The following is an 18,410-nucleotide window of genomic DNA, read 5'->3' as shown; positions in this document are numbered from 1 at the left end:
TGGTAACAGAGCGTCTCCCCGCCCCGCCACCACCGCCCCCGGCGTGACCGAAAAAAATCCCGGTCACGGCGCCAGTGACACCACTAGGCCGGATACGCCGTTGGCACCGAGGCGGGTATCGGCCGCCAGCCGGTCACGCAGCGCGATGGCATCAGCGCGCTGCACGTCCGGCCCGGCATAGACCCGGTGCAGCGGTTTGCCGTCGCCGCTGACGGCGGCACGGGTAAAGGCACGGTAGCCCTGGTCGCGTAGCCGCTGGGCTTCGCTGGCGGCACGGTCGGGCTGGCTGAAGCTGCCGATTTGCACCGCCCACCCCGACAGCGCGGGCTCTGGCGCCGGAGCAGGCTTCGGTTCGGGTGCGGGAGCGGGCGCTGGGGTCGGCGCCGGCGCCGGTTCCGGGGCGGGCGTGGCCACTACGCTGGGCGGTTCGTCCTGCCCCGCCTGCTCGTTATAACGCTCGCCGGCAGCGGCCAGTGTGGCGCGGTCGTGCTCAATCTGCTCGGTCACTGCTTGCTGTTGGCCGCTGGTGATCACCGGCTCCAACACCATCTGTGTAGACTCCGGCGCCGGCGGCACCTCCAGATCCAGCGCCACCCGCACTTGGTCCGGGGTGCGCAGGGTCAGCGGCACCAAAATTGCGGCCACCAGCAGCAACAGCAATGCGCCCACCAGACGCTGTTTAACGGTTTTGTTCACACTCGTCCCCGCCGGTCAGGAAGTTCTGGGCATCGGCCACGGTGTAGAAAGAGCCACACACCAGCACCCGATCACCGGGCTGGGCAGCGGCGGCTGCAGCGGCCAGCGCGGTCTGCACGCAAGGATAGGCGTCGAAACTGCCCGGCGCCAGCAGCGCTGCCAGGCGCTCGGCATTACCCGGCCGCTGCCCGGCGCTGAGGGGCGCCAGCAACCACCGCTGCACCTGAGGCACCAGCGCCAAGATGGCCTCGGCGGGCTTGTCGCCGAGCATGGCGCACACCGCAAAGGTGCGCCCGGCGCTGGCGGGCACCCGGCGAGCGAAGCGCGCCATGGCCTCGCGGTTGTGGCCCACATCCAGATACCAGTCGACGCCGTTGCGGCGGTGATGTTCACAGCGTCCTGGCAAGGTGCGGGCGGCGGCCTGCGCCAGCGCGGCGGCAGACGGCGCTCGCAGCGCCAACGTCAGCGCCTGCACCGCGGTGGCGAGGTTGTCTTCGCCCAGCGCGACCGTCGCCGGCAATGGCCACGCGCCACCCTGCCAATACAGCTCGCCGGCGCGACTGCCGAATTCGCGGCCCTGCCGCAGCAGTGGTAGCTCGCCGTTGTCCAGCGCGGCGATGCTGTGCGGCACATCGATCTCGCCATACAGCAGCGGCCGCCCAGCGCGACGAATGCCGGCCTTTTCCATGGCGATCAGCTCACGGGTGTCGCCCAACCAATCGGTGTGATCAAGCCCCACCGACGTGATCACCGCCACGGTCGGATCAATCAAGTTGACCGCATCCAGCCGACCACCGAGGCCCACTTCCAGAATCAACAGATCCAGCCCCGCACGGCAGAACAGCCACAATCCGGCCAGTGTGGTGAACTCAAAATAAGTCAGCGCCACCTCAGGGCTGCGGCAACGGGCGGCATCGACCGCTTCGAACGCCTCCACCAAGGCGGCATCCTCCGCTTCCGCGCCGTCGATGCGCACCCGCTCGTTAAAACGCAGCAGGTGCGGCGACGTATAGAGCCCGGTGCGCACACCATCGGCGCGCGCCAGGGTGTCGAGCAAGGTGACGGTGGAGCCTTTGCCGTTGGTGCCGGCCACGGTGATCACCGGCCCTGGCCACGGACGTAGCGCCAAACGGTCGGCCACAGTAGCGAGGCGCTCCAGCCCCAGCTCGATTTCAGCAGGATGGAGGGATTCGATGTGCGCAAGCCATTGCGCGAGGGAACGAGCCATGCAGGGCACCCCGGACCGTAAGGAAGGAGCGCATGATAGCGGCCCCCGGGCCAAGCTTCACCCGGGGGCGCATGGGGTCAGGCGGATTCGTCTTCCGGCTCGACCGGGGTGCGGGTCAGGCAGGCCAGCATCCGGTGCACGGTGTCGCGCATCTCATGGCGGTGAACGATCTGATCGATGGCGCCGTGCTCCAGCAGGAACTCACTGCGCTGGAAGCCTTCCGGCAGTTTCTGGCGCACCGTTTGCTCGATCACACGCGGGCCGGCGAAGCCCACCAGCGCATGGGGCTCGGCCAGATTGATGTCGCCCAGCATCGCCAGCGACGCGGAAACGCCGCCGTAGACCGGATCGGTCAGCACCGAAATGAACGGCACGCCGGCAGCACGCAGGCGCTGCAAGGCGGCGCTGGTCTTGGCCATCTGCATCAGCGAGAACAGGCCTTCTTGCATGCGCGCGCCACCACTGGCAGCAAAGCACACCAGCGGAATGCGCTGCTCGAGCGCCATGTCGGTGGCGCGCACAAAACGCTCGCCCACCACCGAACCCATGGAACCACCAATGAAGTTGAACTCGAACGCCGCAGCCACCAGCGGTAGCTGCTTGAGGCTGCCACGCATCACCACCAGTGCATCCTGCTCGCCGGTGTCTTTCTGCGCCGCCGCCAAGCGGTCTTTGTACTTTTTCGAGTCACGGAACTTGAGGATATCCACCGGACCGATGTCGGCACCGATTTCGGCCTGACTGCCCTCGTCGAGGAACAGTTTGAGGCGCTTGCGCGCCCCGATGCGCAGGTGATGCTCGCACTTGGGGCACACTTCGAGATTGCGCTCCAGCTCCGGCAGGTAAAGCACTCCGTCACACCGCGGGCACTTACGCCATAGTCCTTCCGGTACGGAGGACTTGCGTTCCTCGCTGCGGCGAATGGCCGGGAGAATCTTTTCCAGCCAGCTGCTGTTACTGCTCATGCTCAGTCGCTCTCGTCCATGGCGGCGCGCATTTCGGACAGAACCTGCGCCACCTGTGTGGGAATGTTGTCCGGCTGCGAGGCATTGTCGGCCACGCGCTGTACCAGCGCGCTGCCCACCACCACCGCATCCGCCACCCGAGAAACGGCCCGGGCGGACTCGGCGTCTTTGATACCAAAGCCCACACCGATCGGCAATTGCGCATGTTTGCGAATTGTTTCCACCTTGGCGCGCACTTCCTCCGTATCGAGGGTGGCGGCGCCGGTGACGCCCTTCAGCGACACGTAGTAGAGGAAGCCACTGCCGGCGGCAGCAATGCGCGCCATACGGGCTTCAGTGGTGGTCGGCGCGATCAAGAACACTTGATCTACACCGTGGCTGCGGAAGATATCCGCCACCGGTTCACTTTCCTCCGGCGGCAGATCCACCAACAGCACACCGTCCACGCCGGCGGCGGCGGCACGTTCGGCAAACGCCTCGTAACCCATGGCTTCCACCGGGTTCAGGTAGCCCATCAATACCACCGGGGTGGTGGCGTTACGGGTGCGGAATTCACGCACGATGTCGAACACCACGCTCAGCGAGGTGCCGGCGGCCAGCGCGCGCTCACAAGCCAGTTGGATCACCGGGCCGTCAGCCATCGGGTCGGAAAACGGTACGCCCAACTCGATCAGGTCGACCCCAGCCTCGACCATGGCGTGCATCAGCGGCACCGTCACCGCCGGTGACGGATCACCGGCGGTGACGAACGGGATCAGTGCCTTGCGGCCCTGGGCGGCCAGGTTTTTGAACGTCTCTGCAATACGGCTCACAGCGGCTCCTCAGAATTCGATGCCGTCGATGGCGGCCACAGTATGGATGTCCTTGTCGCCGCGTCCGGACAGGTTGACGATGATGCTCTGCTCCGGCGACAGCGTCGGTGCCAGCTTCTTGGCGTAGGCCACCGCATGGGACGACTCCAGTGCCGGCATGATGCCCTCCACTAGCGTCAACTCGCGGAACGCAGCCAGTGCCTCGTCGTCGGTGATATTGACGTACTGCGCACGGCCGACGCTGCTCAACCAGGCGTGCTCTGGGCCCACGCCCGGGTAGTCGAGGCCGGCAGACACCGAGTGAGTCTCGATGATTTGGCCGTCGTCGGTTTCCATCAGGAAGGTGCGGTTGCCGTGCAGCACACCGGGGCGACCGGCGGCAATCGGCGCCGCATGACGACCGGTGTCGATGCCATGACCACCGGCTTCGACGCCGTACATCGCCACGCCGTCATCATCGAGGAACGGATGGAACAGGCCGATGGCGTTGGAGCCGCCGCCGACACAGGCCACCAGCGCGTCCGGCAGCTTACCGGTTTGCGCCAGATGCTGGGCGCGGGCTTCGCGGCCGATCACGCGCTGGAAGTCACGCACCATCATCGGATACGGGTGCGGACCGGCCACAGTGCCAATGATGTAGAAGGTGCGGTCGACGTTGGTGACCCAGTCGCGCATCGCTTCGTTCATGGCGTCTTTAAGCGTGGCAGAACCGGCGTGCACTGGAATCACTTCCGCGCCCAGCAGGTGCATGCGGTACACGTTGAGCTTCTGCCGCGCCACGTCCTCGGCACCCATGTAGACCTGGCATTCCAGGCCCAACCGCGCCGCCACCGTGGCGGTGGCCACGCCGTGCTGGCCGGCCCCGGTTTCAGCGATGATGCGGCGCTTGCCCATGCGCTTGGCCAGCAACGCCTGACCAATGGTGTTGTTCACTTTGTGGGAGCCGGTGTGGTTCAGGTCTTCGCGCTTGAAGAACACCTGGGCACCGCCCAATTCACGGCTCCATCGTTCGGCTAGGTAAAGCGGTGAGGGGCGACCCACATATTGGGCCAGGTCCTGGTCGAACTCGGCCCAGAACGCCGGGTCATCGCGCAGGGCACGGTAGGTCTGTTCCAGATCCTCCAGTGCGGCCATCAGTGTTTCGGACACGAAGCGTCCGCCAAACGCGCCAAAGTGGCCGCGTGCGTCCGGAAACGCAGCATAATCGGGACGGTCTGACACCCTCAGCTCCTCAAGTTGCGTACATGCTCGATCAATGCCGCCATGGCGGCGGCTGATTTGATTCCGGGCCGTTTACGGCCCTGGTCATCGATGGCTTCCACACCGCCGCTGACATCCACGCCCCAGGGCGCAGCGCTGTCGATGGCAGTGCGCACATTGTCGGGCGTGAGCCCACCGGCCAGGATCACCGGCAACGGCAGCGCCGGCGGGATCAATGACCAGTCGAATCGTTCGCCGGTGCCGCCCGGCACACCGGGCACATAGGCGTCCAGCAGCAGCGCCTGGGCGGCAGCGTAGTGTGCAGCGGCCGCCGACAAATCCAGCCCCGGCCGCACCCGCAGCGCCTTCCACCAGGGCCGGCCGAAGCGGGCGCAATAGTCAGCGCTTTCGTCGCCGTGGAATTGCAGAACATCCAGCGGCACCTGCCCCAGCACCTGCTGCACCTCTGTCGCAGCAGCGTCTACGAACAGTCCCACCGTGGTCACCATCGGCGGCAGGGCCGCCACAATGGCGCGCGCCTGCGCAACGGTCACCGCACGCGGGCTCGGCGCATAAAACACCAGCCCGATGGCGTCCGCACCCAAACGCGCTGCCGCGAGGGCATCGTCCACTTGGGTCAGGCCACAGATTTTCACGCGTACGGACACAGCAGCCGGCTCCAGACCGCATTGCCAACAGCCGACAGCGCAACAGTGTTTGCGGCCGGCAGCGGCGAAGACAAAAAGTGAAGGCGCATCCTAGCAAACAACGCTGCCCACGCGTGAGGCCGTAAAGCCCCCGCGCGTTGCAGTCGCAGGAAATTGGGAAACGAATGGTTCACCCTACTCCCGCCTCCGCCGCTTGACAACGGTGGCGACGGGTTCTTGGTTCAGCCCGCCAGCGCGCTGTCCAGCGCTTGCGTCAGCACCGCCACGGTGCCGTCCACGTCGGACAGTTTGTCGAGCCCGAACAGGCCGATGCGGAAGGTGCGGAACTCCGGCCGCTCGTCACACTGCAGCGGCACCCCGGACGCGGTCTGCACGCCCTCAGCCATCAGGCGCCGGGTGTTGTGCAGATCCAGTTCATCGGTGTAGCTGACAATCACACAGGGCGCTTGGAAACCAGTGGCCGCCACACTCGGCAGCCCCTTGCTTTCAAGCAGCGCGCGCACTGCGCGCCCCAATGCCCATTGCTGCTCGCGGGCTCGCTCAAAGCCGAATTGTTCGGTCTCCAGCATCGCATCACGCAACGTCACCAACGCATCGGTGGGCAGCGTGGCGTGGTAGGCGTGGCCGCCTTGTTCATAGGCCGCCATGATCTGCTGCCAACGCGCCAGATCACAGGCGAAGCTGGTGCTGCGAGTCTCCGCCAGCCGCGCCATGGCGCGCTCACCGAGCATCACCAATGCGGCACAGGGGGACGCGCTCCAGCCTTTCTGCGGCGCGCTGATCAGCACGTCTACGCCGGTGGCGCGCATGTCGACCCACAATGCACCGGAGGCGATGCAGTCGAGCACCAACAGACCGCCCACTTCTTTCACCGCCGCACTGACTTCGCGCAGGTAGTCATCCGGCAGCAGAATGCCGGAGGCAGTCTCCACGTGCGGCATGCACACCAACGCCGGTCGCTCGGCGCGGATGCGGGCCGCCACCTCAGCCGCCGGCAACGGCGCGAACGGCGCTTTGGGCGCGTCGGACAGCTGCGCGGCTTTCAACACAACTTCCTCCGACGGGATACCGCCGGCGGCAAAAATCTCACTCCAGCGGAAGCTGAAGAAGCCGTTGCGCACCACCAGACAGCGCTGGCCGCTGCCGAACTGGCGCGCCACCGCTTCCATGCCGAAGGTGCCGCCACCGGGCACCAGCGCCACGCCGTCGGCGTTGTAAAGCGTGCGCAGGACGCGGGAGATATCCCGCATCACTTGCTGAAAACGTTGTGACATGTGGTTCAGGGACCGATCGGTGAACACCACCGAGAACTCGGCCAGCCCGTCCGGATCGACGGCAGAAATGCTTGTGGACACGGGTGATCTCCCAACGCTGGAGGGGAATTGCCTGCGCTGTGTTATAGAGCATCCACCGCAGCCGCGAAACCTCTGTGACGCCACAACTCTTAACAGCCGGTGATTTGTGGCGTACAACCGACGCCCTGCCCCTGCTGATCGAGCTCGACCATGTCCCAGCCCTGCCCGTGCAACCCGGCCCACACCTACGCCAGCTGCTGCCAACCATTGCACCACGGCGCTGCCGCCGCCGATCCGCAAGCGCTGATGCGCTCTCGCTACAGTGCGTATGTGCTGGGGCTGGTGCCGTATCTGCTGGCCAGTTGGGATGCCAGCACACGGCCACTGGAACTGACGCTGGAACCGGCGCTGCAATGGTTGCGGCTGGAGCTGTTGTCGCAGCACGAAGAGGGCGACCAAGGCCAAGTGCATTACCGCGCGCACTATCGCCACGGCACGCACTGGGGCGTGTTAGAAGAGCAGTCCCGTTTCCGTCGCGACCACGGCCACTGGCGCTATGTCGATGGCGCCGTGCAGGACCACCCGGTGAAGCCCGGCCGCAACCTGCCCTGCCCCTGTGGCAGCGGGCGCAAGTTCAAGCAGTGTTGCGGCTAAGCCCGGGCGGTAGCGCCCGGGGTACCGAGTTCAAAGATGACGCGCGATGACCAACCGCTGCACTTCGCTGGTGCCTTCGTAGATCTGGCACACCCGCACATCGCGGTAAATACGCTCCACCGGGTAGTCAGACAGGTAACCATAGCCGCCGTGAATCTGAATGGCGCTTGAGCACACCTGCTCGGCCATTTCCGATGCGAACAGCTTGGCCATGCTGGCTTCCACCAGACAGCTCTGACCGGCTTCACGCAGGCGCGCCGCGCGCAGCACCATTTCCCGTGCTGCATCAATGCGGGTGGCCATGTCCGCCAGCTGGAACGCCACCGCCTGGTGCTCGATGATCGGCCGGCCGAAGGTCACCCGTTCGCGCGCATAGGCAAGCGCCGCCTCATAAGCGCCCCGGGCCATGCCCACTGCTTGGGCGGCAATGCCGATGCGCCCGCCTTCCAGGTTCGACAGCGCGATGCGGTAACCCTCGCCCTCCTCACCCAGCCGGTTGGCCGCCGGCACGCGCATATCGGTGAACGCCAAGGCACAGGTGTCCGAGGCGTGTTGGCCGAGCTTCTGCTCCACCGTGGTCACCTCGTAGCCGGGCGTGTCGGTGGGCACGATAAACGCGCTGATGCCTTTCTTGCCCGCCGCCGGATCGGTCACTGCAAACACGATCACCACCTGGCCGTGTTTGCCGCTGGTGATGAACTGCTTGGCCCCATCAATAACGTAATGGTCGCCGTCACGGCGCGCACGGGTGCGCAAGCTAGACGCATCGGAGCCGGCGCCGGGTTCGGTCAGCGCAAAGCCGCCAATCCACTCTCCGCGTGCCATCTGCGGCAGAAAACGCGCTCTCTGATCTTCGTTGCCAAAGCGCAGGATCGGCACGCAACCCACCGAACTGTGCACCGACACAATGGTGCTGGTCGCGCCTTCAGCGGCGGCAATTTCTTCCAGTGCCAGCGCATAAGCCACCATGCCAGTGTCGGAACCGCCATATTGCTCCGGCACCAGCATGCCGAGAAAACCGAGCGCACCCAATTCCGCCAGTTCGGCGGCCGGAAACGCATGGTCGCGATCGCGCTGCGCGGCGCCGGGCGCCAACCGCTCGCGAGCGAACTGGCGAGCGGCGTCGCGGATCTGCTGCTGTTCTTCGGTCAACATCACAACCGCTCCACCGCCAGCGCGGTGGCTTCACCGCCGCCAATGCAAAGCGTGGCGATGCCGCGCTTGAGACCGTGGGTTTCCAGTGCCGCCAGCAGCGTCACCAGCACCCGCGCGCCGGAAGCGCCGATCGGGTGGCCCAGCGCACAGGCGCCGCCGTGGATGTTCACCTGTTCATGGGAAAGCCCCAAATCACGCATCGCCGCCATCGCCACCACGGCGAAGGCTTCGTTGACTTCGAACAGGTCATAATCCGACAGCGCGCTACCGGTACGGGTCAGCAAGTTGCGGATGGCACCGATCGGTGCGGTGGCAAACTGGCTCGGCTGGTGGGCGTGGGTGGCGTGGCCGATGATGCGCGCACGCGGCACCAGACCGCGCCGTGCCGCTTCCGAGGCCCGCATCAGCACCAGTGCCGCGGCGCCATCGGAAATCGACGAGCTATTGGCGGCGGTCACGGTACCGTCGGCGCGAAACGCCGGGCGCAGGGTCGGGATCTTGTCGAGCTGAGCTTTGCCCGGTTGCTCATCAATGCTCACTTGGTGTTCGCCACGGCGATCGCTGACAGTCACCGGAGTGATTTCGCTGTTGAAATAGCCCGCTGCAATCGCTTTTTGCGCCCGTAGCAGTGACTCCACCGCGAAGGCATCCTGCTGCTCACGGGTGAAGCCGTAGGCTTGCGCGCAGTCTTCGGCAAAGGTGCCCATCAGGCGGCCTTTGTCGTAAGCGTCTTCGAGGCCGTCGAGGAACATGTGGTCCAGCACACTGCCGTGGCCCATGCGCATACCGGCACGGGCCTTCGGCAGCAGGTACGGCGCCAACGACATGCTTTCCATACCGCCGGCCACCATCACCTCGGCAGAGCCGGCGTGCAGCAGGTCGTGGGCGAACATCACCGCTTTGAGCCCGGAACCGCACATTTTGTTGATGGTGGTGGCACCGGCCGACAGCGACAGCCCAGCGCCCAGCGCGGCCTGCCGCGCCGGCGCCTGGCCTTGGCCAGCGCTGAGCACGCAACCCATGATCACTTCCTGCACCGCCTCGGCCGGCAGTTCACCCAGCGCGGCACGGATGGCGGTGGCGCCCAATACTGACGCGTCCACCGACGACAACGCGCCCTGGAAACCGCCCATTGGCGTGCGGGCATAACCGGTGATGACAATCGGATCTTGTTCCATCATCTGTTCCTCAGCGGGGGGCCATGCGCAGTGCGCCGTCGAGACGGATCACTTCGCCATTGAGCATGCTGTTCTCCACCACGTGGCGTACCAGCGCAGCGTATTCTTCCGGCTCACCCAGCCGCGACGGGAACGGCACCGTGGCCGCCAGGCTGTCCTGCACCGGTTGCGGCATGCCGGCCATCATCGGCGTGGCAAAAATACCCGGCGCAATGGTCACCACACGCACGCCATGGCGCGCCAATTCGCGGGCCGCCGGCAGCGTCAGCGCCACCACTCCGCCTTTGGCGGCAGCATAAGCGGCCTGACCAATCTGGCCGTCGTAGGCAGCGATCGAGGCGGTGTTGATGATGACGCCGCGCTCACCGCTGTCGCCGGGCGCATTGCGGTCCATGGCCGCCGCCGCCAGCCGCAGCATGTTGAAAGTACCAATCAGGTTGATCTGCACCGCGCGGCTGAAGCTGTCCAGCTGGTGCGGACCATTCTTGCCCAGGATTTTTTCGCCCGGTGCGATGCCGGCGCAGTTGACCATCACATCCACTTGACCGAACTGCTCGATCGCCGCCTGCAGCGCCGCTTCGCCCTGCTCGGCGCTGGTGACGTCGGTCTGCACAAACAGCGCAGCGGCGCCTAGCGACGCGGCCATGGCGCGGCCCGCTTCCGGATTGATATCGAGCAGCACTGCTTTAGCGCCGGCATTGACCGCCATGCTGGCCACCGCCGCACCCAGGCCGGAGCCGCCCCCGGTGATCAGAAATACTTTGCCTTCCATCTTCATGGTGCTGGTCACTTCCCGCTTTGTTTGTTGATTTCCGCTTGGCGGAGGATGAAACGCTGAATCTTGCCGCTGGGTGTTTTCGGCAGTTCACTGACGAATTCCACCAGACGCGGATAGGCGTGGGCGGACAGCCGTTTTTTGACATGCTGACGCAGAGTTTCTGCTAGCGTGTCGTCGCCCTCAGTGCCTGCCGCCAGCACCACAAAGGCTTTCACCACCTCGGTGCGCTCCGGATCGGGTACTCCCACCACCGCCGCCTCAATCACCGCCGGATGTTCCAGCAGCGCGCTTTCCACATCGAACGGACCAATGCGGTAGCCCGATGAGGTAATGACATCATCGGCGCGGCCGATGAAGCTGACCGAGCCGTCCGGCTCTAGCTCCACGCTGTCGCCGGTACGGTAGTAACCGTCGGCCAGGATGTCGTCGCCCTGATTCAAGTAGCCGTGGAACCACATCAGTGGCGAGTTGTTCATGTCGATGGCGAGCACGCCGGGCTGGTTGGCGCCGAGTTCGTTGCCCTGCTCATCGAGCACCGCCACCCGGTAACCGGGCATTGCCAAGCCGGCAGAGCCAGGATGGAACGGATGCATCAGGCCGTGGTGATTGTTGACGCACATGCCCATTTCGGTTTGGCCGTAATGGTCATAGATCGGCACATCCAGCTGCTCGTCGAACCAACGAATAATCTCCGGGTTCAGCGGCTCACCGGCGGAGCTGACCAAGCGCAACTGGCCGCGCAGTTGCTGCGCCACCTCGGGGCCAGCAGCCATCAGCAAGCGGTAGGCCGTGGGCGAGCCGGCCAAGCTGGTGACTCCGAGTTTGCGGATCACACGGCAGGTGGTGTCAGCGTTAAAACCGCCCTCGAAGAACAGCGTGGCGTGGCCTTGGAACAGCGGCCCGGTGACGGCGTAGTACAGGCCGTAAGCCCAGCCCGGATCAGCCAGATTCCAAAATACATCGTCTGGGCGCAGGTCCACCGCCAGCCGCATGTAGGTGTCGAACGCCAACAACGCCCGCAGTGGCACCGGCACGCCCTTTGGCAACCCAGTGGTGCCAGAGGTGGACATCATCATGAACAGGTCGGTGCCGCGACGTAGTACCGGCTCGCACTGATCAGACGCGGCCGCTAACGCCGTCTCGAAATCCACATCGTCGGGGTGCTGCGGGTCGCCAGCACCGCCGACAGTGACCACCACTGGGCAGTCGGCAATCTCGTCCAGCTTGCTGCGCTGCGCCACATTGGTGACCACCAGCTTGGCGCCGCTGGTCTGCAACCGGTACTCGATGGCCTTCGGACCGAAGGCGGTGAACAGCGGCTGATATACCGCACCCAAACGCCAAGCCCCGAGTACCGTGACCACCAACTCCAGACGCCGCGGCAGCAACCCCGCCACCACATCGCCGGGGCCGACACCGCACTGGCGGAACACGTTGGCGGCGCGCGCGGACAGCTCGCGCAGTTGCTCAAAGGTGTATTCGGTGAGGGTTTCGTCTTCGGCGACGCACTGCAGCGCCACCTTGTTGCTGCCGCAATGGCGGTCGCAACATTCCACGCAGGCGTTCAGCCCGGTGGTGAGATCGCCCTGCAAGCGGGACAGCAGATCCGCCATGCGGAAGCCGGACAGGAACTGCTCATAGCTCGGGCGCGCCACCGAGCGCGGGTTGTCAGTCATGCCTTGTTCTCCTTAATCGTCGCCGGCACTGCGGCGTTTCTGATTGGCATCGACGATTAGGGTAGCGCCGGCAACATTGCAAACAATGCCATCGAACGCCAAAATCGACGGCTGTTTTTGCCATAGAGGCCCATTATGGAGCGCCCGACCATCACGCCCGGATTTGTCGAAGATGCGCTGCAATGCCTGCATCGACAGGGTTTCGACCCGGCGCCGGTACTGCGTCAGGCGGGCATCGATCCGGCGCTGGAGACGCCGGTCACCCACCTCCAATACGGCCGCCTGTGGTTGGCGATTGCGCAGCAGATTGATGATGAATTCTTTGGGGAAGCGGCACGGCCGATGCGGCCCGGCAGTTTCAAACTGCTGTGCCAAGTGGTGCTGCACACCGACAATCTGGAGCGGGCATTACAGCGGGCACTGCGGTTTCTCACAGTCGTGCTCGATAGCCCAGCTGGCGAGTTGCGGCTGCGCGACGGCCAGGCGGAGATTCTGTTGCACGACCGCGGCCAGCCGCACAGCGCCTTTGCTTACCGCACCTACTGGCTGATCTTGCTCGGCGTCTTGTGCTGGTTGATCGGCCGGCGGATTCCGCTGACGCGGGTGGACTTCGCCTGCCCGGCACCGGCCAACCGCCGCGACTACCACCAGTTCTTTGGCGCTCCGGTACATTTCGACCAGCCGCGCAGCTGCCTGCGCTTCGCCGCCAACCATCTGGCGTTGCCGACCATCCGCAGTGACAAAGCACTGGCGGGCTTCCTGCGCGGGGCGCCAGCCAATATCCTGCTTGGCTACCGCCACGACCAAGTGCTGTCGCTGCAGATCCGTGAGCGTCTGCGACGTGTCAGCCCCGATGCTTGGCCGTCGTTCGAGCAGCTGGCGCAGGATTTGGAGTTGTCTCCCACCACCCTGCGCCGACGGCTGCGCAGTGAGGGCCAAGGCTACGCCGCCATCCGCGCCGGGCTACGGCTGGCGCAAGCCCAGCAGCTACTGCAAACCACTGATCTGAGTGTGGCGGAGATTGCCACCCGGCTCGGTTACGACGAGCCCAGTGCGTTCTACCGCGCGTTCCTGAAGGCCAACGGCACTACCCCGGCGGTGTACCGGCGCCGCCTGTCCGGGCCCTGAGGTGCGCGGGCTTGGCAGCCGTGCTTGAAAAGGCGACGTGGGCTGCGGATTAGAGGGTTAGAGGGTTAGAGGGTTAGTAGTGTGGTGCGATGGGCCGATGAGTCGAAGAGCCGGAACCTCTTAGCCCAGCAAGCCGGTAAGGACACCCTAACAACATGGTGGAGCGCCCTCCTCCGCTGCCGCCGTTCCTCGGCCATCCGGGCGCACAGGTTTCGTGGCCGGCTCACGGCCCGTCCCGCACTATAAAGAACGTCCACAACAATATTCTGCCGATGTTCAGACCACTTCTTTCACGCCTTCCCTGAGATCAGCTCAGCACACCCAAATGCAGTGCAGGCAAGAGCAGGCCGCCGTCCGCCTTGTTGGAAACCAAAACCACCACGCCCTGCCGGCTGCCCGCCGCACAGCGGCTCAAGTAGCTCGCGGTGCCGGTTTTATCCAGCCGTGGCGCCTGCCGCAGCCCTCTAGCCGTCGCACTGCAAGAACTGTCTGGGAAACCCAACCACCTGATCGTTCACGGTTTTTATGTCCAACCGTTCCATGGCGCGAGCGCCAACCGCTTCAGCTGTTCAAATGCACCCCTCCCATTTCCCGAGCCCCTCGTCGACGCACTGTGCCGATAGCTACCGGGGTCGTTTTCAGCAGGCGCTGTGCTAGCATGGCAAGCCGTCAAGACCGCTCGGTCAAGCTTCCTTCCCCGCCAGCCAGGATGTGTCTCTTGCCTCTTTCCCGCTCCGCTCAAGCCGACCTGATCATGGTGCTGGTGACGCTGTGCGCCGCCCTCGGCTGGATCTTCTCCCGCGAGGCGGTGACAGACATGCCCGCGCTAATGTTCATGTCGATCCGCTTCTTCACCGCCAGCTTACTGTTGGCGCTGGTGGGTTGGCGTCAGTTGCGGCGCATGAGTGCCGGCCAGTTCAGCCGCAGTCTCGGCGTCGGCGCGGTATTCGGCATCGGCATGACGTTGTGGGTATTGGGCCTGCGTTCCGGTACGCCATTGGCGGAAGGGGCCTTCATTGCCAGCCTGTCGGTGGTGATGGTGCCGGTGATCGCGCGCACGGTGTTCCGGGAAACGGTGCCAACCAGCACTTGGGTGGCTATTCCGGTGGCCATTACTGGGCTGGCGTTCTTGGCGTTTGCCAACGGTGTGCGCCTGTCCGGTGGACAGCTGTATTACCTGGCTTCAGCAGCGTGCTTTGCGGTGTTCTTTAACCTCAACACCCGCGCCGCCAGCCAAGACAGTCGGCCACGCCGCGATGGGCGGGCCGGTGCCGCACGGGTGCCGGTGATCGGCTTGACCGCCATTGCGCTGGCGATGGTGGGGGTGTGCACCACGTTGCTGTCGGTGCTGTACGGCGAGCGCTGGCAACCGACGCTCGACACTATGTCGCTGGCGCTGTTCGGCTGGATTGTCGCCAGCGTGGTGATTGCCACCGCCGCGCGTTTTCTGCTGCAAACGGTGTCGCAAAGCATGGCGGCGCAGAGCAACGGCGCGGTGATTCTGATCCTCGAGCCGTTGTGGGTGACGCTGTTTGCCGCCTATTGGTTCAGCGAGTATCTGAATGGCGCCCAGATACTCGGCTGCAGCCTGATTTTCGCATCACTGTTGATCAACCGCTGGCAGCTGATCAGGCGGGTGTTGAAACAGCATCTGGGCTGAGCACCTGCCCCAACGCGATCGGCTCTTGCTCCAGCCCCACGCCGAAACGGGCCATTACATCGGCGGCCACCTGTGCTGCCAACCGGCGCACCGCCGCGCCATCCGCGCCGCCATGGTTCACCAGCACCAACGCTTGGCGGTCATGCATGCCCACCGCACCCAGCGCGCGCCCTTTCCACCCGGCCTGTTCGATCAACCAGCCTGCCGCCAGCTTAACGCTGCCGTCGGCCTGGCGGTGACCGGGAACACCCGGGTATTCGGCTTGCAAGGCATCAAAGCGTGCCGCACTGACCAACGGATTCTTGAAGAAACTGCCAGCATTGGGCAGCTGCGCCGGGTCTGGCAGCTTACTGCGGCGCAATGCGCACACCAGTTCGCGCACGCCGGCGGCGTTCTGCTGAGCGCTCGGCAAGGCGGCAAAGCGGGCGGCCAGATCGGCATAGTGCAGCACCGGTTCCGCCTGCCGCCGCAGCGCCAGACGCACACTGACGATAGCGAACCGCCCCGGCGCTTCACGCTTGAAGTAGCTGTCGCGGTAACCGAAATGGCACGCAGCGTTGTCGAACGACTGCAGCGTGCCGGTGCGCAGATCCACTGCCTCCAACGACACCAGCCGCTCGCACAATTCCACGCCATAGGCGCCAATGTTCTGCACCGGCGCGGCACCCACAGTGCCAGGAATCAGTGACAGATTTTCCAAGCCGGACCAGCCCTGAGCGACGGTATAGGCCACTAAGTGGTCCCAGTCCTCACCGGCGCCCACCGTCACATGCAGGCCGCTGCCGTCGTCCTGCTCCACCCTGATACCGCGCAGTTGCGGTTGGATCACCAACCCCGGCAGCGTGCCTTCAAGCACCAAATTGCTGCCACCACCGATGACGGTGCGCGGCAGTCCCTGCCATGCTGGGTCCTGCACCAGCGCTTGCAGCGCCGCCACTGACGCCGGCTGCGCCCACCACTGCGCGCGCGCCGGCAAGCGCAAGGTGTTGTGTGCGGTCAGATCGTGGTCGGCGGTGACCTTCATGGACGCGCGGGCAACCGGTAGCGGTCGGCCAGATGAGCCAGCAGCCCGTCGCAAGCGGCCTCGACCAAGTCCAGCACCTGCGGGAAACCGTGCTCGTCGCCGTAGTAAGGATCCGGCACCTCTTCCGGAATGCCGTCCGCACCGCGGCGCGGGTGAAAATCGAGGAACAGACTCAAGTGGCCGGTGTACTGGGCCGGACACATGGCGCGCAAGGCATCCAGGTTGCTGCGGTCCATCGCCAGCACGTAATCAAACGCGGCGAAATCCTCGGCACTGACTTGACGCGCACGCAGGCTGCTGAGGTCATAGCCGCGTTCGCGGGCGGCAGCGGTAGAACGCGGATCCGGGCCTTTACCCAGATGCCAGTCGCCGGTTCCGGCACTGTCCACGCGCACCACATCGGCCCACCCGGCTTCCGCGATACGTTGGCGCAATACGCCATCAGCGGTGGGTGAGCGACAGATATTCCCCAGGCATACAAACAACACCGATACCGTCATGGCTTGTCTCCAATCAGGGCACGCATACGTGCCAGGTCCTCGGGGGTGTCGACGCCGCCAGGTACTTCAGCGCAGGCCGGAGCCACATGGATCGGCACGCCGTGATACATGGCACGCAGTTGTTCCAGCGATTCCAGTTGCTCCAGCGGCGCCGGCGGCCAGTCGACATAACGATTAAGCAGGCTGACACGATAGGCATAAATGCCAATGTGACGCCACCACTGGCCTGTTTTGAGCGGCGCATCGGCCGCCGCCGGGGTGCCGAATTCACTGCGATCCCAAGCGATCGGCGCACGGCTGAAATACAGCGCGCGCCCGTGCACGTCGAACACCGTCTTGACGATGTTGGCATTGAACAGATCAGCGCGACGTTCGATCGGCTCACACAGCGTGGCAATACCAAATCCTTCGTGGGCGGCCAAGTTGCCGGCCACTTGGTCGATCACCGCCGGCGGAATCAGCGGTTCATCGCCCTGCACGTTAACGAGGATGTCTTGGTCGCCGCAGCCCAGCAGCTGCGCCACTTCCTGCAGCCGGTCGGTGCCGGATGGATGATCGCCACGGGTCATCAGCACCTGGCCACCCGCAGCGGCGACTACGTCATAGATGCGCTGGTCATCGGTGGCCACCCACACTTCATCAGCGCCACTGAGCAAACATTGGCGCCGCACGCGTTCCACCATCGGCAGCCCGCCGATGTCGGCCAACGGCTTGCCGGGCAGCCGGCTGGCGCTGAAACGGGCGGGAATCACGACCTTGAAACTCATCGCAGTGCTCACTGTTCAGGGGTGGAAATCAGCCGGCCGCACGGGCCAGCGTGGTGTCGATGATGATGCCGGCGAGGCCCTGCGGTAGGCGCGCGATCACCGGCGCTACCCACACTTCCGCTATCGCCGCCAATTTAACCGCGTCTTTTTCCGTGACCACGCACGGCAACGCCGGTTCCCGCGGCAAGTCCTCGGCGCGGTACTGGTGATGGTCGGCAAAGGGGTGTTCTAGGACGTCCAGTCCCAGCGTGCGCAGCTGACTGAAAAAGCGCTGCGGATTGCCGATACCCGCCACCGCATGTACACGGGGATGCCGGGCGGCAAACTCCGTCGGCGACAAGCACTCACCCGTGCTGCTATGGCGGAATCCAGAAAATTCGAGCGCTAAAGTCTGCACCGGCAGCGCTAGCGGCTGCCGTAACGGCCCGTTGCTGACAATCCAGTCAACCTGCTGTAGGCGTGTGGCCGGCTCGCGCAGCGGCCCGCACGGCAGGCAGCGCCCGTTACCGAGTCCACGGGCGCCGTCCAGCATTACCAGCTCGGCACTGCGCGGCAACGCATAGTGCTGCAGGCCGTCGTCGCTGATCACCAGATCCGGCTGTAGCGCCTGCGCCGCCGCCAATGCGCGGGCGCGCTGCGGGTCAATGATCACCGGCACGCCGGTGAGCTGTGCCAACATCAACGGCTCATCGCCGCAGGCAGCAGCATCCTGCTCTGATGTTACGATCCACGGCCACGCCGGCGGCTGGGCGCCGTAGCCACGGGAAATGATCACTACTTTTAGTTGCCGGGCGGCGGCTTCCGCGCACAAGGCGGTGACCATAGGTGTCTTGCCGGTGCCACCGACTGTAACGTTGCCCACCACCAGCACTGGTAGCGGCGGGCGCTGGGCGGCGACGCGGAAGCGTCTTAGCCGCCGCGCGGCCACCTTGGCGGTGAGCCACGACAGCGGACGCAGCCAGGTCAGCCCCGGACGGCCTTGGTACCAGACCGCATCAAGATACCGGGACAGACGCGCTTTCACCG

The 18,410-nt window shown here is 65.1% G+C and carries 18 protein-coding genes; 3 read left to right on the top strand and 15 right to left on the bottom strand.

The window, feature by feature from the left end; all coding sequences use genetic code 11:
• Nucleotides 1-63 precede the first annotated feature (63 nt).
• The 7 genes from AB5I84_RS06625 to AB5I84_RS06595 all read right to left on the bottom strand — a co-directional run bounded on the left by AB5I84_RS06625 (nucleotide 64) and on the right by AB5I84_RS06595 (nucleotide 6,924).
• Nucleotides 64-696: an SPOR domain-containing protein gene (locus AB5I84_RS06625; RefSeq protein WP_369455070.1), complete on the bottom strand. Its 633-nt coding sequence runs from the start codon at nucleotides 694-696 to the stop codon at nucleotides 64-66.
• Nucleotides 680-1,924 carry a bifunctional folylpolyglutamate synthase/dihydrofolate synthase gene (locus AB5I84_RS06620; protein WP_369455069.1) on the bottom strand — a complete coding sequence of 415 codons (1,245 nt, stop codon included), beginning with the start codon at nucleotides 1,922-1,924 and terminating at the stop codon, nucleotides 680-682. Before AB5I84_RS06620 ends, AB5I84_RS06625 begins: the two co-directional genes overlap by 17 nt.
• A 77-nt stretch (nucleotides 1,925-2,001) precedes the next feature.
• Nucleotides 2,002-2,889 carry an acetyl-CoA carboxylase, carboxyltransferase subunit beta gene (accD, locus tag AB5I84_RS06615; RefSeq protein ID WP_369455068.1) on the bottom strand — a complete coding sequence of 296 codons (888 nt, stop codon included), beginning with the start codon at nucleotides 2,887-2,889 and terminating at the stop codon, nucleotides 2,002-2,004.
• Nucleotides 2,890-2,891: 2 nt separating this feature from the next.
• Complete coding sequence (gene trpA, locus AB5I84_RS06610) at nucleotides 2,892-3,701, bottom strand: tryptophan synthase subunit alpha (RefSeq protein WP_369455067.1); 810 nt, start codon at nucleotides 3,699-3,701, stop codon at nucleotides 2,892-2,894.
• A 9-nt stretch (nucleotides 3,702-3,710) separates the two neighbouring features.
• Complete coding sequence (gene trpB / locus AB5I84_RS06605) at nucleotides 3,711-4,922, bottom strand: tryptophan synthase subunit beta (protein ID WP_369455066.1); 1,212 nt, start codon at nucleotides 4,920-4,922, stop codon at nucleotides 3,711-3,713.
• A 2-nt stretch (nucleotides 4,923-4,924) separates the two neighbouring features.
• Nucleotides 4,925-5,569, bottom strand: coding sequence for a phosphoribosylanthranilate isomerase (locus tag AB5I84_RS06600; protein ID WP_369455065.1), 645 nt, complete (start codon nucleotides 5,567-5,569; stop codon nucleotides 4,925-4,927).
• Between the two features lie 221 nt (nucleotides 5,570-5,790).
• On the bottom strand, nucleotides 5,791-6,924 hold the full coding sequence (locus AB5I84_RS06595; RefSeq protein ID WP_369455064.1) for an aminotransferase class V-fold PLP-dependent enzyme: 1,134 nt from the start codon (nucleotides 6,922-6,924) through the stop codon (nucleotides 5,791-5,793).
• A 150-nt stretch (nucleotides 6,925-7,074) separates the two neighbouring features.
• Between AB5I84_RS06595 and AB5I84_RS06590 the strand changes: the two genes are divergently transcribed.
• Complete coding sequence (locus AB5I84_RS06590; protein ID WP_369455063.1) at nucleotides 7,075-7,518, top strand: YchJ family protein; 444 nt, start codon at nucleotides 7,075-7,077, stop codon at nucleotides 7,516-7,518.
• A 30-nt stretch (nucleotides 7,519-7,548) separates the two neighbouring features.
• Here AB5I84_RS06590 and AB5I84_RS06585 read toward each other — a convergent pair whose 3' ends face one another.
• From AB5I84_RS06585 to AB5I84_RS06570, 4 genes are read right to left on the bottom strand one after another with little or no spacing between them, the layout of a single operon-like run.
• Nucleotides 7,549-8,673, bottom strand: a complete 1,125-nt coding sequence (locus tag AB5I84_RS06585) for an acyl-CoA dehydrogenase family protein (RefSeq protein ID WP_439650190.1) — start codon at nucleotides 8,671-8,673, stop codon at nucleotides 7,549-7,551.
• The gene (locus tag AB5I84_RS06580; protein ID WP_369455061.1) at nucleotides 8,673-9,851 is read right to left on the bottom strand and encodes an acetyl-CoA C-acyltransferase; all 1,179 of its coding nucleotides are present in this window, start codon (nucleotides 9,849-9,851) and stop codon (nucleotides 8,673-8,675) included. The genes AB5I84_RS06585 and AB5I84_RS06580 overlap by 1 nt, the downstream gene beginning before the upstream one ends.
• A gap of 10 nt (nucleotides 9,852-9,861) precedes the next feature.
• A complete protein-coding gene (locus AB5I84_RS06575; protein WP_369455060.1) occupies nucleotides 9,862-10,629 on the bottom strand; it encodes a 3-hydroxyacyl-CoA dehydrogenase in 768 nt (255 codons plus the stop codon).
• A gap of 8 nt (nucleotides 10,630-10,637) precedes the next feature.
• Nucleotides 10,638-12,305, bottom strand: a complete 1,668-nt coding sequence (locus AB5I84_RS06570) for an acyl-CoA synthetase (protein ID WP_369455059.1) — start codon at nucleotides 12,303-12,305, stop codon at nucleotides 10,638-10,640.
• Between the two features lie 135 nt (nucleotides 12,306-12,440).
• On the opposite strand from AB5I84_RS06570, the gene AB5I84_RS06565 reads away from it, so the two are divergent.
• Both AB5I84_RS06565 and AB5I84_RS06560 read left to right on the top strand, forming a co-directional pair.
• Nucleotides 12,441-13,433, top strand: a complete 993-nt coding sequence (locus AB5I84_RS06565) for an AraC family transcriptional regulator (protein WP_369455058.1) — start codon at nucleotides 12,441-12,443, stop codon at nucleotides 13,431-13,433.
• Between the two features lie 718 nt (nucleotides 13,434-14,151).
• On the top strand, nucleotides 14,152-15,093 hold the full coding sequence (locus AB5I84_RS06560) for a DMT family transporter (RefSeq protein ID WP_369455057.1): 942 nt from the start codon (nucleotides 14,152-14,154) through the stop codon (nucleotides 15,091-15,093).
• On the opposite strand, the gene murB is transcribed toward AB5I84_RS06560, so the two are convergent.
• From murB to lpxK, 4 genes are read right to left on the bottom strand one after another with little or no spacing between them, the layout of a single operon-like run.
• Complete coding sequence (murB, locus tag AB5I84_RS06555; RefSeq protein WP_369455056.1) at nucleotides 15,062-16,117, bottom strand: UDP-N-acetylmuramate dehydrogenase; 1,056 nt, start codon at nucleotides 16,115-16,117, stop codon at nucleotides 15,062-15,064. The two genes, AB5I84_RS06560 and murB, sit on opposite strands and share 32 nt — an antisense overlap.
• Complete coding sequence (locus tag AB5I84_RS06550; RefSeq protein ID WP_369455055.1) at nucleotides 16,114-16,617, bottom strand: low molecular weight protein-tyrosine-phosphatase; 504 nt, start codon at nucleotides 16,615-16,617, stop codon at nucleotides 16,114-16,116. Before AB5I84_RS06550 ends, murB begins: the two co-directional genes overlap by 4 nt.
• Nucleotides 16,614-17,384, bottom strand: a complete 771-nt coding sequence (gene kdsB / locus AB5I84_RS06545; protein WP_369455054.1) for a 3-deoxy-manno-octulosonate cytidylyltransferase — start codon at nucleotides 17,382-17,384, stop codon at nucleotides 16,614-16,616. The genes AB5I84_RS06550 and kdsB overlap by 4 nt, the downstream gene beginning before the upstream one ends.
• A 28-nt stretch (nucleotides 17,385-17,412) precedes the next feature.
• Nucleotides 17,413-18,408, bottom strand: coding sequence for a tetraacyldisaccharide 4'-kinase (gene lpxK / locus AB5I84_RS06540; RefSeq protein ID WP_369455053.1), 996 nt, complete (start codon nucleotides 18,406-18,408; stop codon nucleotides 17,413-17,415).
• Between the last annotated feature and the right edge of the window lie 2 nt (nucleotides 18,409-18,410).

Origin of the sequence: Alcanivorax sp. REN37 (assembly GCF_041102775.1) — a bacterium.
In the GTDB taxonomy this organism is placed as follows: Bacteria; Pseudomonadota; Gammaproteobacteria; order Pseudomonadales; family Alcanivoracaceae; genus Isoalcanivorax; species Isoalcanivorax beigongshangi.
This window is presented reverse-complemented; position numbering and strand designations above follow the sequence as displayed.